The organism is Myxococcus guangdongensis (assembly GCF_024198255.1).
Lineage (GTDB): Bacteria > Myxococcota > Myxococcia > Myxococcales > Myxococcaceae > Myxococcus > Myxococcus guangdongensis.
On the sequence record NZ_JAJVKW010000010.1, the window covers coordinates 63,614 to 80,509 of the forward strand.

Here is a 16,896-nt window from a genome sequence, read left to right on the forward strand (position 1 = left end):
GGAATCGGAGAGGTGCGACATGTGGACGGTGGAGCAGGCGATGCAGCAGCTCGTCGAGGAACTGGAGCTGACTGCCGACGAGGATAAAAACGTGAAGCGGCAGCACGGCGTGGTGCGCGAGGTGCTGCGCAGGCGGTTGTTCTCGGTAGAGGAGTTTCTTTCGGGCTCCTACAGCCGGGGGACGGCGCTGCGTCCGCTGCACGACGTGGATGTGTTCGTCGTCGCCCGGCCGCCTCGTGGGTCTCGGACCCCGGATGACCTGCTGCGGGAGGTGCGGCAGGTGTTCAAGGCGGAGTGGTCTGACCGGGCGCTGCCCGTCCTCCAGCGGCACTCCCTGCGCATCGACTTCTCCTCGGGAATCAGCGTCGACATCGTGCCGGCCTTCGCGCATGAGCAAGGGGGCTACCTGATTCCCCAGCGGGATACGGGCGCCTGGATTCGGACGGACCCGAAGGCACATCAGGAGGTCTGCGCCCAGGCGGACCGGCTCGCGCAAGGGCGACTCAATCCGCTCATCAAGCTGGTGAAGCAGTGGAACCGCGCTCGGGACAACAGTCCGCTGCGCTCGTTCCATCTGGAGGCGATGTGTTACTCGGCGTTCCAATCACCTCCTGAGGGCTCGTATCTGGAGCGTCTCGAGGTCCTGTTCCAGCACCTGTCGGAGCGCGTCATGCAGACCTGCCGTGACCCGGCGAAGCTGGGCGTCGCGGTCGATGAGCGGATGGCGCTGGGGCACCGCGAGGCTGCTCGGAATCTGTTCCAGAACGCCATCCGTGAGGTGCTCCTTGCCTTTCAGGAGCGCACGTCGAACCCGGACCTGGCGCACCAGCGCCTCTCGAAGCTCTTCGGGCCCGTCTATCGCAAGCGGGCGCCCTGAACCCTCGCGAGAAAAGTGAGCGCCCGCGCGAGGGTTCACCTTCGCGTTGACGTCTTCCTCGGCGGACGACGTCAACCGAGGTGCGCACATGTCGAACGTGGAGCTGTCCATCACCCCCAGGACCCAGGCGCTCATCCTCCGGTATGAGCACGACCGGCCCGTCATCGAGGACGCGGCGCGACAGACGCTGACGCGCGAAGGCCTGGACGGCTATCGCGACGTGGCCTGTGCGGTGCTCCATCCGGATGACAAGGAGTTCCGTGTGCGCTCGCTGAGGGGCGAGGAGTGGGCGGGGGCCTTCCTCGAGAACGAACAGTTCGCGAGCGCGCTCATCAGCAAGGAGAAGGAGCTGGGGCTGGACCACCTGCCGGTGCACATCTTCGGCTTCGCTCCACTGGAGCTGATGCTCCACCTTGCTTCGTGCCTGCCCCGACGTCGCCTCCGGGTGTACCAGCAGTCCGAGAGTAACGAGTGGTCGCTCGGCTTCGACCGGACGCTGGCCGCCGCGCCTGAGGACTTCCTCGTGGTGGAGGGCCTGCCGAAGGCGAAGCAGGGCGGCTCGGGTGTGGTGGCGCTCGTCGTGGAGGTGACCCACGCCATCGGCGACCAGGCGCTGGAGGCGTTCCGCAAGAAGCATGGCGCGAACCTCCTGGCCGAGGTCCGCGTGCGCCCTGTGCGCGGGCCTGGGCCGGCGTCCATCCAGAGCCCTTCGGAGGTGTCGCGCGCGGTCGAGCAGCTTCGAGGAGTGCTCGGGGATTTGCACGAGCGGCTGGGCGGCGCGACGTCGGTGCTGCTGGCCATGGGCTGCTCCGCGAGCTTCGCCGCCGCGTTGGGCACGGCGGTGAACGTGAACACGCAGCTCCCGCTGTGGCTCCACCACTACGATGGTGGCAGCAGGCAGTACATCCCCGTTCAGGAGATGAAGGCCGGACGCGCCGCGCCCTTGACCGCGAAGCTCACTCCTGAGCAGCTCTCCGATGCGACGAAGGTGCTCGCTGAGGTGCGCAAGGTCCACCAGGAACTGGTGGCCTGGATGTCCGAGTCCGCGCAGCAGTGGCTGGTGGATGCGCTGGATGGGAAGAAGTTCCTGCGGAGCGTCGTCGAGGATGTGCCGTCGATGACGCCCATCCAGCTCTATCGCCATGTCGGCGGAAAATGGGGCTTCGAGGTGGGGATGCTGCTGGGGCTCAAGGCGCTGCGGGAGCGCGTGGGCACCGAGGACTGGAAGGAGTGCATCCGTCTGTTCATGGTCCACGAGGTCTTCCACGTGAACCAGGGCGGGCTGACCTCGTACACGTTCAGCGGGAGCGGGCGCACGGGCTTCGTGCTGGAGGCGGCGGACTTCGACGCGGACGCCATCGCGGTCGAGGCCATGCTGGCCTGGCGCAAGTCGAAGCAGGCCCGTACGGTGGAGGATGACGGCGAGACGCGCACGATGGAGTCCATCGTGTGGAACGCGATGGAGAGCCTGCGCGTCTTCGAGCCGGAGAAGCCCGTGCGCACCCTCTCTGAGCGCCGCCTTCGCCGCTACCTCATCTGGCTGTTCCAGGTGTGTCGGCTGAACGCGCTGGTGCTGGTCGACGAGGGCGGCCCCGCGCCGAAGCTGGAGCGCGCGACGGTGGAGATCGCCGGCCTGAAGATGTCTCCAGACCTGTTCGAGACGTACGCGCAACAGCGGCTGGGGCTGCTCGACGTGGACCCAGGGGAGGAACTCATCACGGGCATCTACTTCCAGCGCAAGCTGGTCAGAGACAGGGATGGCCACTGGGTGAAGCGCGTGCTCGAGGCACTCAGTCGCTGGGACGAGAAGTCGCGCGAGGACGCCCAGGAGGACATGAAGCGGCTCTTCGAGGAGTTCTTCAACCGCCACCGCGAGCTGATTCAGTCCCGCTGAGGGAGCGCGGCCCGCCATGGGAGAGCAGAGCGCATCCCGGCTCGAGGGAGACCGGTATCAGTACCTGTACGCCTGGCACGAGTTGCTCCGGCTGCTCGACGCGGAGTGTCCCTTCGAGCACGGCTACCTGGAGCATCCCGAGGCGGGCTCCGCGGACGACGTGACGCTGCACGCCCGAGAGGGCTCGGGTGTGGCGAGCCGCTTCGTGCAGGTGAAGTGGCACGTGGACCACAGCACGGTGTACTCGCTGGATTCGCTCACAGAGGCGCAGCGCGGGAAGGGACGCCCGCTGCTGCACAAGCTCTTCAGGAGCTGGCGTGCGCTGCGTGCTCGAGGGCCCGTGGAGGTGTGGCTCGTGAGCAACTGGGGGGCGGAGGAGCGGCTCGGGCGCTACCTGGTGGGACGGGACCACTCGTTGGCGCCGGAGTTCTTCTCGGAGTCTCGGCCTGGCGCGTTTGGAGAGGGGGGCTCGCGGTGGGCTTCGCGGTGCGAGACGACGTCGGAGGAACTGGCGCTGTTCCTGCGAGATCTGCGCTTGCGTTTGGGGTTTGCGGGCATCCGGGACCTGGAGGAGCAGGTTGACTGGCGCATGGACGGGCTCGGGTTGCGGCAGGGCGTGAGCCCGAGGGCCATCGTGCTCGATGGGATGCGTGAATGGGTGGAGCGCTCAGGGGAAGCGAAGCGGGTGACGCGCGAGTCGCTGGTGGCGTTCCTGCGGGCTCGGGAGTTGTTCGCGCCGCGGGAGGAGGAGCCCACGGTGAGTCTGTGGGTGCATGGGTGGGCGCGGCGGAGGTGGGAGGGTCCTCCGCCGACAGAGGAGCTGGATTGGACAGGGTGTTTCGACCGGGACACGCGGCGTCATCCGGAAGAGGCGGTGTGGAGTGGGCGGCTGTGGCCGGAGCTTCGGGCGGCTCGGAAGAGGCTGATGGAGAGGGTGGAGGGGGCGCTGGTGGATGTCCGGGGGAAGGTGCCGCTGAGCGTGTCGCTGGCGGTAGGCTCGCAGTTTTCGGAGGCTGCGGGCTTCCGCCTCCGCGCCGAGCAATTCACGCGGGGCGAGACGTTTCTGTGGCGCTCGGACGTGGGGGCCTCGGAGCGGAGGTTGCGCGTCGTGGAGCGCGAGGGGGCGCCAGAGGGGCAGGCGTTGCTCGTGGTGTTCCAGCTTACAGGGGACGCGGGGGCGGAGCGGGAGCGCTTCGAGGCCGAGCACCCGGGAGCCCACCGCGCGGTGCTGGTGCTGGAGCCCGAGGAGGGGACGGGGGACGGGGCGGTGCGCTCTGCGGGGGACGCGGTGGCGTTCGCCGTGCAGGCGCGGGAGCTCATCCGCCGCGCGCGGAGCCGATACTGGGTGCGGACGATGCACCTGTTGCTCTACGTGCCCTCTACGTGCGCGCTGTTTCTGGGACAGCGGCTCAACTCCGTCGGGCCCGTGGTGGTGCATGAGCTTGCGCTGGATGGACGGTATGTGCCCGTGCTCACGGTGCAGACGGGGTGAGGTGGTGCCGTGCGTGGAGCCTCTCGAGGTCGTTTCGTTCCATCGCTCGCCGTGATGCCGGAAGGCGTTGAGCACCTTCACGCGACGTCCTTAGCTTGCTCGGATTGCGCGGGATCTCGTAAGGGAAGGGTCCAAGCTACGGAAGCTCATCGTGAAGGGCGCCGAGGAGTGAGTCGTGGAGCGACGGTTCTTCGATTTGAGCTCGGACGAGTACGTCAAGGGACGCTGGTATCTCGGGGACCCGGTTCGTCTCGACGGTGGGGACGTTGAAGACGTCTGGCGGTTCTCGGACGGTGTTCCCGTCGAACTCTCCGAGAGACTGCGCGTGCTGGTGCGCACGCCCGGAGCCGCGCTCGATATCGAGTTCGCGGGAGCAGGCCTCGTGCCGATTGTCTCCGAGCGAGTCGCGTCCGTCTTTCGCTCGCTCGCGTCCGACGATGTTCAACTCTTCCCCGTGGAGGTCGAGGGGACGAGCGAGACCTGGTTCCTGCTCAACGTGGCCAGACAGCTCCGCTGCATCGACGACGAAGCCTCCGAAGAGGTCCAGCTTCGCACGGCGGAGGACTATGAGGACCGGCTTGGAGAGTATGGCTCCGTCATCGGGTTGCGAATCGACAAGTCGAAGGTCGGCGCCGAGAAGATGTTTCGATTGTGGGGTTGGCGGGTACCGCTCATCGTCGACGAAGAGGTGAAGGACGCCCTCGAGGCGAACGGCATCCTGGGGGGACGCTTCGACGAGGTTTGAGGCGACGACGCGCAATCCACGCCGCTGAACCCTCGCTCAGCGGCGTGGATCTCACGGCCTCAGGGCAGCGTCACCGGGACCGACTGGAGCGCTCCACCCGGGATGTCCGTGGGGAGCATCAGCTCGGGGCGGCCTCCCGGCGTGCCACCGTTCTTGTACGTGTTGAGCTGCCCCGAAATCATCCACTGGCCCGGCTGGCCCAAGGGGCCCTGGGTGTAGTGGATGAAGGGCGTGGAGCCCGTCGGGAGGTTGTGCTTGCCGGTGGGGTGCGAGTAGTCGCTGGGCGTGTAGCTCCCCGCGGGCTTGAGATGCGGGTGCTGCGACAGGAAGCCGTCCAGCTCCGCCTTGCCGTTCTTCGAATAGTCCGCGTGGTGGAGGAAGGACAGGTTGTTGTTCTTCGTGTCGTGCAGCGCATGCACGGCGCAGCCGTTGAGCGCGCCCGTCACCACCATGTTCGGCTCGCCGGGACGCGGATGCAGCGGCACCCCCTGGATGCCCGCGAACTTGCCCTCGCCCGTCGAGAGGTAGTGCATGTAGTGCGCCGGGACGCCCGGGCTTCCCGCGGGCGAGACCGACAGGTTCGTGTTGTTCTGGTACTTGTGGGCGTTGAGCGACACCAACGAGTCATTGGCGTTGACGAAGGGCTTCTGCGCGGTGGGCAGCGCCACGCCCTGCGGCGCGCCGCCCGGGAACATGTTGTAGGAGTTCAGGACGTTCTGCCCCGCGTGGCCCGTCGGATTGGCGCCGAACGAGGAGGTGACGTCCTTGCCCGGCTGCTTCGTGGGCGGGGTGTTCACCTTGCTCGACGAGGGCTTGCTGCCCTGCGCGTCGAACCCGTCCTTCACGGTGCTCGTCTTGCCAGGCGCGGGCTTCGTCTCGACGGGCGGCGGGGCGCTCGGCTTGCTCGCGCCGCTCCCAGTGTCCGATGGGCCCTTGGTGCTGAAGGGGTTCTTGAAACCGCCGAGCTTGATGCCTTTCACGAGGAGACTCCTGTCGTCGAGGGTGACTTGCATGGCGCCAAGGCAACTTCCACGCCAGCTGGGGCCCTCCTGGGGTTTCAGGAAGCACGGGTACTTGTGAAGAGCGGGACCTCGCCCCGGCGCACGCCGGCCGATGTCTCCTGTCCAGTCCCTGATGTCTCCAGTCACCACCCCGCGGTCTGGACGCAGGGGGCAGACCGATGACCAAGGTCCCTGCTCCCGTTTCATGGTCCTGGTGCCCCGAGGACTCGGGCTTACATTCCAGCCGATGCCCCTCGTCTTCCTTCCCGACGCAGAGACGCTGTTCCTGTGGGGACCCGAGCCGCTCCCTCGCGTGCTCTCCGACCTGCGCGGCACGGGCGACACCTCCTCCGCCGTCCTCGTCACGCCCGACGGGCCGCGTGAGTGCGAGGGGCGCGTGTTGCCGCTCGCCGCCACCGTCGAGCGACTCGCCGTGGTGCCCGCCTCCGAGGTCGACACGTTCCCCGGCTCCCTCGCGCTCTGGACGCTCGCCAGCAAGCTCGCGCTGGAGCTCATCGCACGGGAGCGCGTGGTACCCACCCTCCTGCGCAGGAACGAGCGCATCGAGGCGCGCTGGGCCGCAGCCCTCTCCGCCGCAGAGGACTCCAGCCGCGTCGTCGCCCTCGCCCGGAGCATGCCCGCCGCCGCGCACGCCGTGCCCGTCGACTCCAGCCCCACTCCCTCCGTCTGGGCCCCGGAGGCCCTGCTGCGCGCCTTCCTCGACGCCACCGTGGATGCCTTCGTTCGCGCCGCGCGCGGCGGTGGGCCCTCGCTGCCTCCTCGCGCCACCTCGCGTCGCCCGGCCTCGTGGGACGAGCGCTGGCGCGCGGCGCTCTCCGGGCCTCGCCGCGACTTCGCCCCCGAGGGCTTCGCCGAGCGCTCCGTCGTCGACGAGCTGACGCGCTGGAGCGAGCCCGCGCTCGGTGCGAGGGACCGGCTGCGCGCCTGCTTCCGGCTCGAGCCTCCGACGGCGGACCGCGAGCCCTTCGTGCTGAGCTTCCACCTCCAAGCTCCGGATGACCCGAGCCTGCTCGTGTCCGCCGCCGACGTCTGGGAGACCCGCGGACGCCACCTGGAGAAGCTCGGCCGCGCCTTCCGTGACCCGCAGGAGTCGCTGCTCGAGGCGCTCGGCCGCGCCTCCCGGCTCTTCGCCCCCATCGGCCTGGTGCTCGAGAGCCCTCGCCCCCAGGCCCTCCTGCTCGAACCCGACACCGCGTGGACGTTCCTCTCCGAGGGCGCGCGGTTGCTCGCCGACGCGGGCTTCGGCGTCATCGTTCCCGGTGAGCTCACCTCCTCGGGCCGGCGCCGCCTGCGTCTGCGCATGCGCGTGGGCGCGAGCGTCCAGGCCGCCGGCGTCGTCGAGGGCACCTCGGGCCTGGGGCTCGACTCGCTCCTTCGCGTGGACTGGGACGCCGTCCTGGGCGACACGCCGCTCTCCGCGCGCGAGCTCACGCTGCTCGCCCAACGCAAGGCCCCGCTCGTGCGCTTCCGCGGCGCGTGGGTCGCGGTGGATCCCCACGAGCTCGACGCCATCCAACGCCACCTGGCCGAGGGGCCCGGCCACCTGTCCGCGAGCGAGGCCGTCCGCGTGGCCCTGCTCGGAGAGACGCGACACGGACAGCTCCCCGTCACCGTCCTCGCCACCGGTGCACTCGAAGATCGCCTGGGCCGGCTGCGCTCGGGTGGCACCACCGCGCAGTCCGCTCCCGATGCGCTGCGTGCCACGCTGCGGCCCTATCAGGCGCGTGGACTGCACTGGCTGGACACCCTGGCGTCGCTCGGGCTCGGCGCGTGCCTGGCCGATGACATGGGCCTGGGCAAGACGGTGCAGGTGCTGGCGTTCCTGCTGCGGCGGCTCGAGCGGGCTCCGCGCGAGGCGCGCCCCACGCTGCTGGTGGCGCCCACCTCCGTGGTGGGCAACTGGGAGCGCGAGGTCGCTCGCTTCGCCCCTTCGCTGCGCCTGACGCCCCACTACGGCGCCGAGCGCGCCCGCGCGGTGAAGGACCTCCCGCGCGGCCCGGGCTCGCTCGTGCTCACCTCCTACGGCCTCCTGCGCCGCGACGCCGAACTGCTCGCGCGCGTGGACTGGGCCACGGTGGTGCTCGACGAGGCGCAGAACATCAAGAACGCCGCCTCGGCCACGGCGCGCGCGGCCCGGGCGCTGCGTGCCAGCGAGCGCTTCGCCCTCACGGGGACTCCGGTGGAGAACCGTCTCGCGGAGCTGTGGTCCATCCTCGAGTTCGCCAACCCTGGCCTGCTGGGGCCGCTGGAGACCTTCCGGCGCGAGCTGGCGCTGCCCATCGAGCGCTATGGCAGCCAGGAGGCCGCGCAGCGCCTGCGCCGCATCACCGGCCCGTTCGTCCTGCGCCGCCTCAAGAGCGACCCGAACATCATCGCGGACCTGCCCGTGAAGAACGAGATGAAGGTCGTCTGCACGCTCACGCGAGAGCAGGCCTCGCTCTACAAGGCCGTGGTGGACGAGGAGCTGCGCCGCATCGAAGACTCCGACGGCATCGAGCGCCGGGGCCGCGTGCTCGCGCTGCTGCTGTTCACCAAGCAGATAGCGAACCACCCCGCGCAGTACCTCGGCGAGTCGGGGCCCTTGCCTGGGCGCTCGGGGAAGCTGGCGCGCGTGACGGAGATGCTCGAGGAGGCCCTGTCCGCGGGGGACAAGGCGCTCGTCTTCACCCAGTTCCGGGAGATGGGGGACCGACTGGTGGCGCACCTGTCGGACCAACTGGGGCAGGAGGTGCTGTTCCTGCACGGTGGCACGTCGCGCAAGGCGCGCGATGCGCTGGTGCGGCGCTTCCAGGAAGAGCCCCACGGCCCGCGCGTCTTCGTGCTGTCCGTCAAGGCCGGAGGCACGGGCCTCAACCTGACGGCGGCGAGCCATGTCTTCCATTACGACCGTTGGTGGAATCCCGCCGTCGAGGACCAGGCCACGGACCGCGCATACCGCATCGGCCAGACGCGCGCGGTGCAGGTCCACAAGCTGGTGTGCGCGGGCACCGTCGAGGAGAAGATTGACACGCTGCTCGAGCAGAAGCGGAGGCTCGCCGAGCGCGTCGTGGGCACGGGTGAGCACTGGGTGACCGAGCTGGACACGGCGGCGCTGCGCGAGCTGTTCTCGCTGTCCTCGGGCGCCGTCGCGGATGAGGTGGAGGAGCACGAGGCGCCCGGGCCGAACGCACCTCGACGACGCGCGCCGCGCCGGAAGGAGGTGGCGTCATGAGCCGCTGGGACGACTGGGGTTGGACGTCCGCGCCGAAGCGGCCGCCTCCCGAGCACGGCATCAAGATGAAGAAGGCCGGCGTCACGTGGTGGGGCCAGCGCTGGTTGGAGGCGCTCGAGCGCGTGCTGGCGGGGGACTCGAAGCGACTGGCCCGAGGGCGCACGTACGCGCGGGCCGGGCGGACGCATGACCTGGTCATCCGCGGGGGAGAGGTCACCGCGAGGGTGACGGGCTCGCGGCCCCGGCCCTATGTCATCTCGCTGAAGCTGGGACAGTTCGACGAGGATGTGTGGAGCAAGTCCATCGCCGGGATGGGCGGCAAGGCGCAGTACAGCGCGGAGCTGCTGGCAGGTTCGATGCCCCAGGACATCGACGCCGTGTTCCGCGCGGCGGGCGTGAGCCTGTTCCCGCAGCGGCGCGAGGACCTGGTGACGAGTTGCTCCTGCCCGGACTGGGGAGACCCGTGCAAGCACGTGGCCGCCACGCACTACGTGCTCGGCGAGGCGCTGGACCGCGACCCGTTCCTCCTGTTCGAGCTGCGCGGCAGGACGAAGGAGCAGGTGTTGGGCGCCCTGCGGGCCACGCGCGGGAGCGGGAAGGCGGGCGCGCGGCGTCCGGCTTCGCCTTCGACGAAGAAGCGGGTGAAGTCGGAGGCGCCGGGTGTCGTCCCCGAAGTGCCAGGGGTGAGGTTGGGGAAGCTGACCTCGGCGGACTATGACCAGCCGCGCGCGCCGCTGCCCGCGCTGAGTTTCTCGTTCAACGCGCCGGAGGTGGAGGGGGCTGTACTGCGGCAGTTGGGGACGCCGTCATCCTGGGGCGGGCAGGAGGGGCCCGGGGAGGTGCTGGCGCCGCAGGTCCGCGCGGCGGCGGCGGTCGCGCGGCGCATCGCGCTGCACGAGGTAGGCGAGGACGCGGCGCCGAAGCCGCGCGCGAAGGGGATGGCGCGGGCCTCGAAGCGGCGAGGGCGCTGAGCGGGGGCCGGCGAAAAAAGCGAGGGGACGCGAGGGGACGACGTGGCGTTGACGTCTTCCTGGGTGGAGCTGCGTGATGACCCCTGCTTTCCGAGCATTGGATGTGCCTGGGCTACCTCTCGAGAGGTATGGCCCGTGGCGTCGTTCCGGCGTTCCATGCGTGGGTGGGTGCCATCACCTGAGTGCCCCTTCGTCCAGGTTGTCGGACGAGGACTTCCCCGCAGGCTGGTCCCGCCGTGGTGGGGCCATCGAGGATGAACATGTCAGTGATTGACCTCGTCTACCCCGCGCGAGGCGGTGGGGTTCCGTTGGACCATGGGTATGCGTTGTTCTCGGCGCTGTCCCACCGGCTGCCGGGGCTGCATGAGCGCAAGGACGTCGGCATCTTCAACCTGCGGGGGACTCGGGCGAGCGGGAAGAGCCTGCTGGTGGGGCATGGGACGCTGCGGGTGCGGTGCCCGACGGAGGCGTTGCCGGTGTGGATGCCCTTGGGGGGCTCGGCGATTGAAGTGGGCGGGGGTGAGGTGACGCTGGGGGCGCCACGGGTGTTTCCGCTGGAGGCACCGGTGTCCCTGTCCTCGCGGCTGGTGACGTTCAAGAACGCGGTGGATGACGCGAGCTTCCGGAGCGCGGTGCAGCGGACCCTGACGGCGCTGGAGTGCGAGGCCACCGTGCACGTGGGGCGACGGCGCGTGGTGCGCATCGCGGGGAAGAAGGTGATTGGGTATGGGCTGACGCTGAGCAACCTGTCTGCGTGCGCGTCCGTGACCTTGCAGGAGCAGGGGATGGGCGGACGGCGGCACATGGGGTGCGGCCTGTTCCTGCCCACGCGCCTGCGCGTCGGCGCGGGGAACTGGCAGGGCGGGCCGCGGGAGTTGGCGAGCCCGGCGTAGGGATTGTGATGGGTAAATTGGGCCCGGGCGTGGAGCGCGGACCGTGTGACGAGAGTCACCCGGGCGTCATGGTCGGGAGGGTGTGCCCGCCGTGGTGTTGGAACCCGTCGCGTCGCGCAGGGTACGCAGCGCCGCGTCCGGGTGGGCGAAGGCGAGGGTGATGAGCTGGTCCAGCGTGGCTTCGCCCAGTGCCGCCAGTCGCTCCTGTGAATCCGGGGGCAACGTCAGCTCCCGGACGCGCGCGAAGTTGATGAGCGTCCGAGCCCGGTCCCGGGCGCGCTCCAGCGCGCGCTGTTCATCCCAGAAAGGCGAGTCCATCATGATGTTCCTCAACGATGAGGTGAGTTGCGCACTCCCGAAGCGGCGTGACGTCAGGGTACCCAGGACGACGAGCAAGTCCATCTGCTCCCGCGGAGAAAGGTCGGTGGCCTGTCGGATACGTGTCTCCGCCCAGGTCGCTCGCTCGGGGCCTGCTCGGGCGTCCAACACAGAGAGAGGCAACAGCGGCGTGGCGGCCTGGAGTGCAGGCTGCGAGAAGTCCACCTCCCACAACCGGACCACCACGAAATCCAAGGTGAGCTGCGGTCGCCCTCGACAGCGGATGACGTAGGGAGGGCGGATACCTTCGGCCTCGGGGACCACGAGGATGACCACGGGCAACACCGGGAGGTTCTCGCGCAGGTGGACGCGCACGGTGTAGTCGAGGAGGCGCCGTGCGAAGTCCGAATCCGCTTGTGCCTGGAGCTCGAGCTCCACCGCGAAGCGCTCCGAGTCCGACTCGACGACGAGCACCGCGTCCGCGCGTCGTTCGGATTGAGGGAGGCTGCTGTCCGCGGCGCGGACGAAGCGTGGTGCTTCCTCTCCGAAGAGCAGGAACAACAGCTGCGCCGGATGGCGCTGGACGAGCCCACGGAGCACCAGGTCGAAGATGGGTTTCATGTTGAACCTGAGAGGTAGCATCCTGGTCTGACATCCATCAGGTAGGGTCCCGTTTCGTGGCCTCTCGATGGGGCCGGCGCCGTGCCTTGACCCCCTGAAGAAAAACGCACGGAGCCGCGAGGGGGGCGCGCGGCGTTGGCGTCTTCCTCGGTGGACATGTGCACCGCCGCTCCATCCGCCGCTTCATCCACCACCTCCGGGAGCGCTCCGCCGTCCATGGCGGACCGGAGTCCGGCTGCGCGCCGTGCGCCCCTTCCCGTGGGCGAGGTCGCCCCATGTCTTCACCCCCATCACCGTCCCGCCCTGGCGGGTCGAGGAGGAGTCGAGGTGTGCCCAGATTCTTTGAACCTGCCCGAGCCATCCAAGGACCCGCGCCCCAGGCGCAGACTGCCCACGGGCCCTCGGCGAGAGACCTTCACCGTGGACCTGAAGACCGTCACGCCCATCCTCGGGGGCGCGCCTGTCCCGCGTCAGCTCTCCGAGGTGGACATCATCCGCGTGCCCACGCTGCGCGGACACCTGCGCTTCTGGTGGCGCGCGCTGTATGGCCATGCCTACGGCGAGCACCAGCGGCTCGAACTGGCCCGGCGTGAGCGCGCGCTGTGGGGCGGGATGACGCTGGGCGAAGAGAAGCCCTGTCGCTCGCAGGTGGACCTGTGCGTGCGTGCCGTCACCGTCTCGGCGCAGGACTCGCTGAACATCTCGCTGCGCGAGGAGCCGTCCTATGCGCTCTGGCCTGCCCGCGCCCCGAAGGATGGGAAGCCCGCGCCACGTTGGAAGCCGGGTCTGTGCTTCACGCTGGAGGTCAGCGCTCCGGAGGGCGCGCTGTCCGACGAGGTCCGTCACGCCCTTCGCGCGTGGGTGCTCTTCGGTGGGTATGGCTCACGGCCCCGTCGTGGCTGCGGCACGGTGACGTTCGCCACCGAGGCGCAGTGTCGGCAATGGCTGCCGAAGAACGCCACTCGCATCGAGCTGCGCCGACTCTTCGGCGATGTGCCCCTCTTCCAGCCTGAGCTCGCGGGGGCTCCGCGCGACCTGCCTCTGCTGCGCGGCGCGTGGCTCCTGCGGGGGCCTCGGGACGAGTCCACGGTCGATGGCACCAAGGCATGGCTGGAGGCGCTGGGCTGGCTGCGCGCGTTCCGCCAGGGCACCGCGGGTATCGAGGGCGCGCGTGCTCGCAACCCGAGTCCCACGGGAGACAATCGCGATGGCCGCTCCAACTGGCCGGAGGCGGACAAGATTCGCCACCACGCTCGCTCCTATCCCGAGGTGCATGCGCCGCGCCCGGCGTACTCGAGGACACCCGCGTGGCCGCGCGCGGGCTTCGGACTGCCCATCGTCATCCATTTCCAACAGGAGAAGCGGGGCTCCAAAGACGACCACATTCCCCCCGAGCCCAAGCACATGCAGCTCCAGTGGGTTCGAGACCGGGAGCGCGAGCCGAAGGACCGCCTGGCCTCGCCGCTCATCGTCAAGGCGATGCCGCTGGCCAACGGGCGCTTCGAGCCCATCGCGCTGTGGCTCGAACGCGGCTACCCCGGGGGCGGCAAGGTCCTCCTGGTGCAGTCCAACCGTCCCCTCGAAGCGACACGCGCGGACTTCGACGTGCTGCGGGCGAAGGACGACCAACCCCTCTTCACGCCGCTGCGCGAGGCGACGTCGCTGCGCGAGGCGTTCTTCAGCTGGCTGCGTGACACGAAGAAGGCTCGGGAGGCGTAAGCCGATGACGACTCAATCCTATGTGCTCGTGCTCAAGATCGGCCCGGTGCAGGGCTTCATCGCCCAGGCCCGACGCACGCGCGACCTGTGGTTCGGCAGCTATCTGCTCTCCTCCTTGAGCCGCGCCATGGCGTGCGCGCTCCGGGACGCGGGCGCTGAGCTCATCTTTCCGCATCCGGAGCAGCTCGACGCGGCGGTGCCGAAGCCCTCGGGGCGTGTCACGAAGACCGACCAGGCACTGGCAGACGCCGAGTCCGTGAAGGGCTTCCCCAACAAGGTCCTCGCAGTGGTGAAGGGTGACGCGGCCGAAGTGGCCCGCGCGGCGCGTGAGGCGGCTCGGGCCACGCTCCGCGCACAGTGGAAGCGCGTGCGAGCGACCTGCGGGCCGCTGCTCACGGACGGCGCGGACGCGTGGGCGGACGAGCAGCTCGACACCTTCCTGGAGTTCCACGCGGCCTGGGCGCCGATGGGGGACGGCGAGTACCCGGTGGCCCTCGAGGAGGCCGAGGCCGCGCTGGAGGCTCGCCGGGGGCTGCGCGAGTTCAGGGCCTGGACCCAGGCGCCCCCGGCGGGCACACACAAGTCGAGCCTCGACGGTGGACGCGCGTCGGTGCTGAAGCGTGAGCGTCCGCGGAGTGGCGAGTGGAAGCGGCTGCGCATCGGCGAGCGCGAGGAGCTGGACGCGCTGGGGCTGCTCAAGCGCGCGGGGGGCGAGCCGGACCAGTTCGTGCCGGTGCCGAGCATCGGGCTGGCGGCGTGGCTGGATACGGCGAGCAAGAGTAAGGACGCAGGCCCGGAGCTCTCCGCGCTGCGTGGCGCGTGCGCCGACCATCGCGGGTTCACGTCGGTGCACCGGACGGACCTGGCGTGGGTGAACGCGTTCCCGTTCGACGGCCAGCTCCTGCTGTCCGAACGCTGGCGCCCGTACTTCGCGGAGTGGAGTGAAGACCCCAAGGAGGCGAAGCAGGAGGCCGAGCGGTTCGCGGACAAGCACATCCGGCCGTTGCTCGATGCCATGCCTGTGGCGCCGTACCCCTACGTGGCGTGTCTCGTCGCCGATGGGGACCGGATGGGCGAACTGCTCCGAGGACTGGCGGAGCACGGAGGCATCGAGGCGCACCGACGTGTCTCCCACGCGCTCGCGAGCTTCACGGAGGAGGCACGAGACATCGTCCAGTCGCGCTACCGCGGGATGCTCGTCTATGCGGGGGGCGATGATGTCCTGGCCTTCGTGTGTCCGGCGGACGCGCTCGAGTGTGCCCGGGCGCTGGCGGCCGCCTTCTCGAAGCACCTGGCCCCTGTCAGCGGAGAAGCTGTGCCCACGTTGTCGGTGGGGCTGGGCATCGGTCACGTGATGGAGAGCCTGGGGCAGCTCCTGTCCCTGGGGCGTCGAGCGGAGAAGGCCGCGAAGGACGCGGGGCGCGACGCGCTCGCGGTCCTCGTGGCGAAGCATGCGGGGCGCGAGCGGCTGTGGACCGCGAGCTGGACTCCGAAGGGCGCCGCCGCGGAGCCGCTGACCCGGCTGTCCCAGGACATGGCGCTGCTGGGCGGAGACCGGCTGCCCCTGGGCAAGGTGCACGAGGTGGAGACGATGGTGCGCCGCTTCCCCGCGGAGACGGCGTCGGAGGAACAGGCGGGAGTGCTGGTGGCCGAGGTGTCGCGAATCCTGGCTCGCGCCGAGGGGCGGGCTCGTGGCTCCGAGGCCCGTGAACGGAAGGACAAGGCCCTGTCCCTGACGGACGTGGGGCTGGCTGCTCTCGCGGAGGAGCCGCCGGAGTGTGTCGAGAAGGTCCACGCGGAGCTGCTCTCGTGGGTGGACCGGATGTTGGTGGCGGGGACGCTCGAGCGTTCGCGTCGCGGCCTGGAGCTCAAAAAGGAGGTGGCGCATGAGTGAGGAGTGCTTCGCGTTGCTGCCGCGTGACGGGCTGTCCGTGAAGGATGGCCGCGGCTGGTACACGAGTGAGGTGGGGCGCGGGTATTCGCATCCGTGGCCGCTGCCGACGACGGTCCGAGGCGCGCTGCGCGCCGCGTGGGGACAGGACCTCATGTCGAATCAGCCGGGCGTCCGGCTGACGCCCGAGGCGTGGGAGCGGCGCTCCGCGAGCCTCGCGCTGACGGGGTTCGTCGCCTTGCGGCGCGACCTGGGAGAGACGTCCTTCACCCCGAGCCACCGGATGTGGCCCGCGCCCGCGGACGCGGTGGTGGTGGCGGGCAAGGACGGCGAGCCCGCGCGGGTCGAGCGACTGCGTCCCTGGTGGCCCGATTCGGAGGGCGTCATCACCTCGCTCGGCCCCGATGAGGACCGGGCGAGGGAGGCGCTGTGGCATCCCCGGCCGGACCACGAGAGGCGGATGGGCAAGCCCTCGGGAGATGCGCCGGCGTTCTGGTCCGAGGCGGACATGGTCGCGTGGCTGATGCGCAAGGACATCGCGGCGCCGGCGACTCCGGGGCCCGGCCATCGCACCGACGCGCACGTGGCCATCGCGCCCGACAAGCAGACCGCGGAGGACACGATGCTTCACTCGCGCCAGGTCGTGGAGTTGCTGCGCCTGGAGAAGCGCGAGGGCGCGGCGGCGCGAGTCGCGGTGGAGTGGGCGCTGGGTGTGCGCTGCAGGCAGCCCGAGGGCGAGGCGGTGACGGGCTTCCCCTCGGGCGTGCTGGGGCTGGGAGGCCGCAGGCGATTGACGGAGGTGGATCGCTCGACAGTCGACCTGTTCGCCTGCCCCGAGGACTTCCAGCCGGAGCCCTCGATGGGCTTGAAGCTGGTGCTGGCGACGCCCGCGAGCTTCGAGCGTGGGTGGCTGCCGGATGGCTTCGCGTGCGCGGAAGGTGGCGAGCCCGAGTACGTGGGCACGTTGCCTGGCGTGGAGGGGCGGGTGGTGTTGCGCGCGGCGCTGGTGCCTCGGGCGCAGGACGTGTCCGCGTGGGACATGGTGAAGCGCCAGCCCCGGGCGGCGCGGCGGTGGGTGCCGGCGGGGTCTGTCTATTTCTTCGAGAAGGTCGGTGGTGGTCGGTTCACCACCGTGGAGCTGCGCGCGTTGTGGCTGGCCTCGTGGGGCGGCGGCCGCGACGAGGCGCTCGGGCAGGTGTTGCCCGGCGTCTGGGAACTGCCCCCGGAGTGTGGAGCGTGAAC

The 16,896-nt window shown here is 70.0% G+C and carries 12 protein-coding genes; 10 read left to right on the forward strand and 2 right to left on the reverse strand.

Going from position 1 to position 16,896, the window contains the following annotated elements; translation table 11 throughout:
• Positions 1 to 19: 19 nt before the first annotated feature.
• The 4 genes from LXT21_RS27995 (at position 20) to LXT21_RS28010 (ending at position 5,008) form a co-directional block, all read left to right on the forward strand.
• Positions 20 to 877 carry a nucleotidyltransferase domain-containing protein gene (locus LXT21_RS27995; protein ID WP_254041250.1) on the forward strand — a complete coding sequence of 286 codons (858 nt, stop codon included), beginning with the start codon at positions 20 to 22 and terminating at the stop codon, positions 875 to 877.
• 88 nt (positions 878 to 965) lie between these two features.
• Entirely contained in the window at positions 966 to 2,771 is a 1,806-nt protein-coding gene (locus tag LXT21_RS28000; RefSeq protein WP_254041251.1) for an SAVED domain-containing protein, read from the forward strand.
• Positions 2,772 to 2,787: 16 nt separating this feature from the next.
• A complete protein-coding gene (locus LXT21_RS28005; protein ID WP_254041252.1) occupies positions 2,788 to 4,263 on the forward strand; it encodes an SAVED domain-containing protein in 1,476 nt (491 codons plus the stop codon).
• Positions 4,264 to 4,438: 175 nt separating this feature from the next.
• Positions 4,439 to 5,008 (forward strand): imm11 family protein, encoded by a 570-nt coding sequence (locus LXT21_RS28010; RefSeq protein ID WP_254041253.1) that lies wholly within the window; start codon positions 4,439 to 4,441, stop codon positions 5,006 to 5,008.
• Positions 5,009 to 5,067: 59 nt separating this feature from the next.
• Here LXT21_RS28010 and LXT21_RS28015 read toward each other — a convergent pair whose 3' ends face one another.
• Positions 5,068 to 5,988 (reverse strand): hypothetical protein, encoded by a 921-nt coding sequence (locus LXT21_RS28015; protein WP_254041254.1) that lies wholly within the window; start codon positions 5,986 to 5,988, stop codon positions 5,068 to 5,070.
• A 268-nt stretch (positions 5,989 to 6,256) separates the two neighbouring features.
• Between LXT21_RS28015 and LXT21_RS28020 the strand changes: the two genes are divergently transcribed.
• The 3 genes from LXT21_RS28020 (at position 6,257) to cas6 (ending at position 11,105) form a co-directional block, all read left to right on the forward strand.
• Positions 6,257 to 9,241 carry a DEAD/DEAH box helicase gene (locus tag LXT21_RS28020; protein ID WP_254041255.1) on the forward strand — a complete coding sequence of 995 codons (2,985 nt, stop codon included), beginning with the start codon at positions 6,257 to 6,259 and terminating at the stop codon, positions 9,239 to 9,241.
• Positions 9,238 to 10,212, forward strand: coding sequence for an SWIM zinc finger family protein (locus LXT21_RS28025; protein WP_254041256.1), 975 nt, complete (start codon positions 9,238 to 9,240; stop codon positions 10,210 to 10,212). The genes LXT21_RS28020 and LXT21_RS28025 overlap by 4 nt, the downstream gene beginning before the upstream one ends.
• 260 nt (positions 10,213 to 10,472) lie before the next feature.
• Positions 10,473 to 11,105 (forward strand): type I-MYXAN CRISPR-associated protein Cas6/Cmx6, encoded by a 633-nt coding sequence (gene cas6 / locus LXT21_RS28030; protein WP_254041257.1) that lies wholly within the window; start codon positions 10,473 to 10,475, stop codon positions 11,103 to 11,105.
• A 66-nt stretch (positions 11,106 to 11,171) separates the two neighbouring features.
• Here the strand turns inward: cas6 and LXT21_RS28035 are convergent, their stop codons facing one another.
• Positions 11,172 to 12,044, reverse strand: coding sequence for an RpnC/YadD family protein (locus LXT21_RS28035; RefSeq protein WP_254041258.1), 873 nt, complete (start codon positions 12,042 to 12,044; stop codon positions 11,172 to 11,174).
• Positions 12,045 to 12,371: 327 nt separating this feature from the next.
• Between LXT21_RS28035 and LXT21_RS28040 the strand changes: the two genes are divergently transcribed.
• The 3 genes from LXT21_RS28040 to LXT21_RS28050 are packed head-to-tail and all read left to right on the forward strand — an operon-like array spanning position 12,372 to position 16,894.
• Positions 12,372 to 13,763 (forward strand): RAMP superfamily CRISPR-associated protein, encoded by a 1,392-nt coding sequence (locus tag LXT21_RS28040; protein WP_254041259.1) that lies wholly within the window; start codon positions 12,372 to 12,374, stop codon positions 13,761 to 13,763.
• A gap of 4 nt (positions 13,764 to 13,767) precedes the next feature.
• Positions 13,768 to 15,657, forward strand: coding sequence for a type III-B CRISPR-associated protein Cas10/Cmr2 (cas10, locus tag LXT21_RS28045; protein WP_254041260.1), 1,890 nt, complete (start codon positions 13,768 to 13,770; stop codon positions 15,655 to 15,657).
• Complete coding sequence (locus LXT21_RS28050; protein ID WP_254041261.1) at positions 15,650 to 16,894, forward strand: type III-B CRISPR module-associated protein Cmr3; 1,245 nt, start codon at positions 15,650 to 15,652, stop codon at positions 16,892 to 16,894. Before cas10 ends, LXT21_RS28050 begins: the two co-directional genes overlap by 8 nt.
• Positions 16,895 to 16,896: the final 2 nt, after the last annotated feature.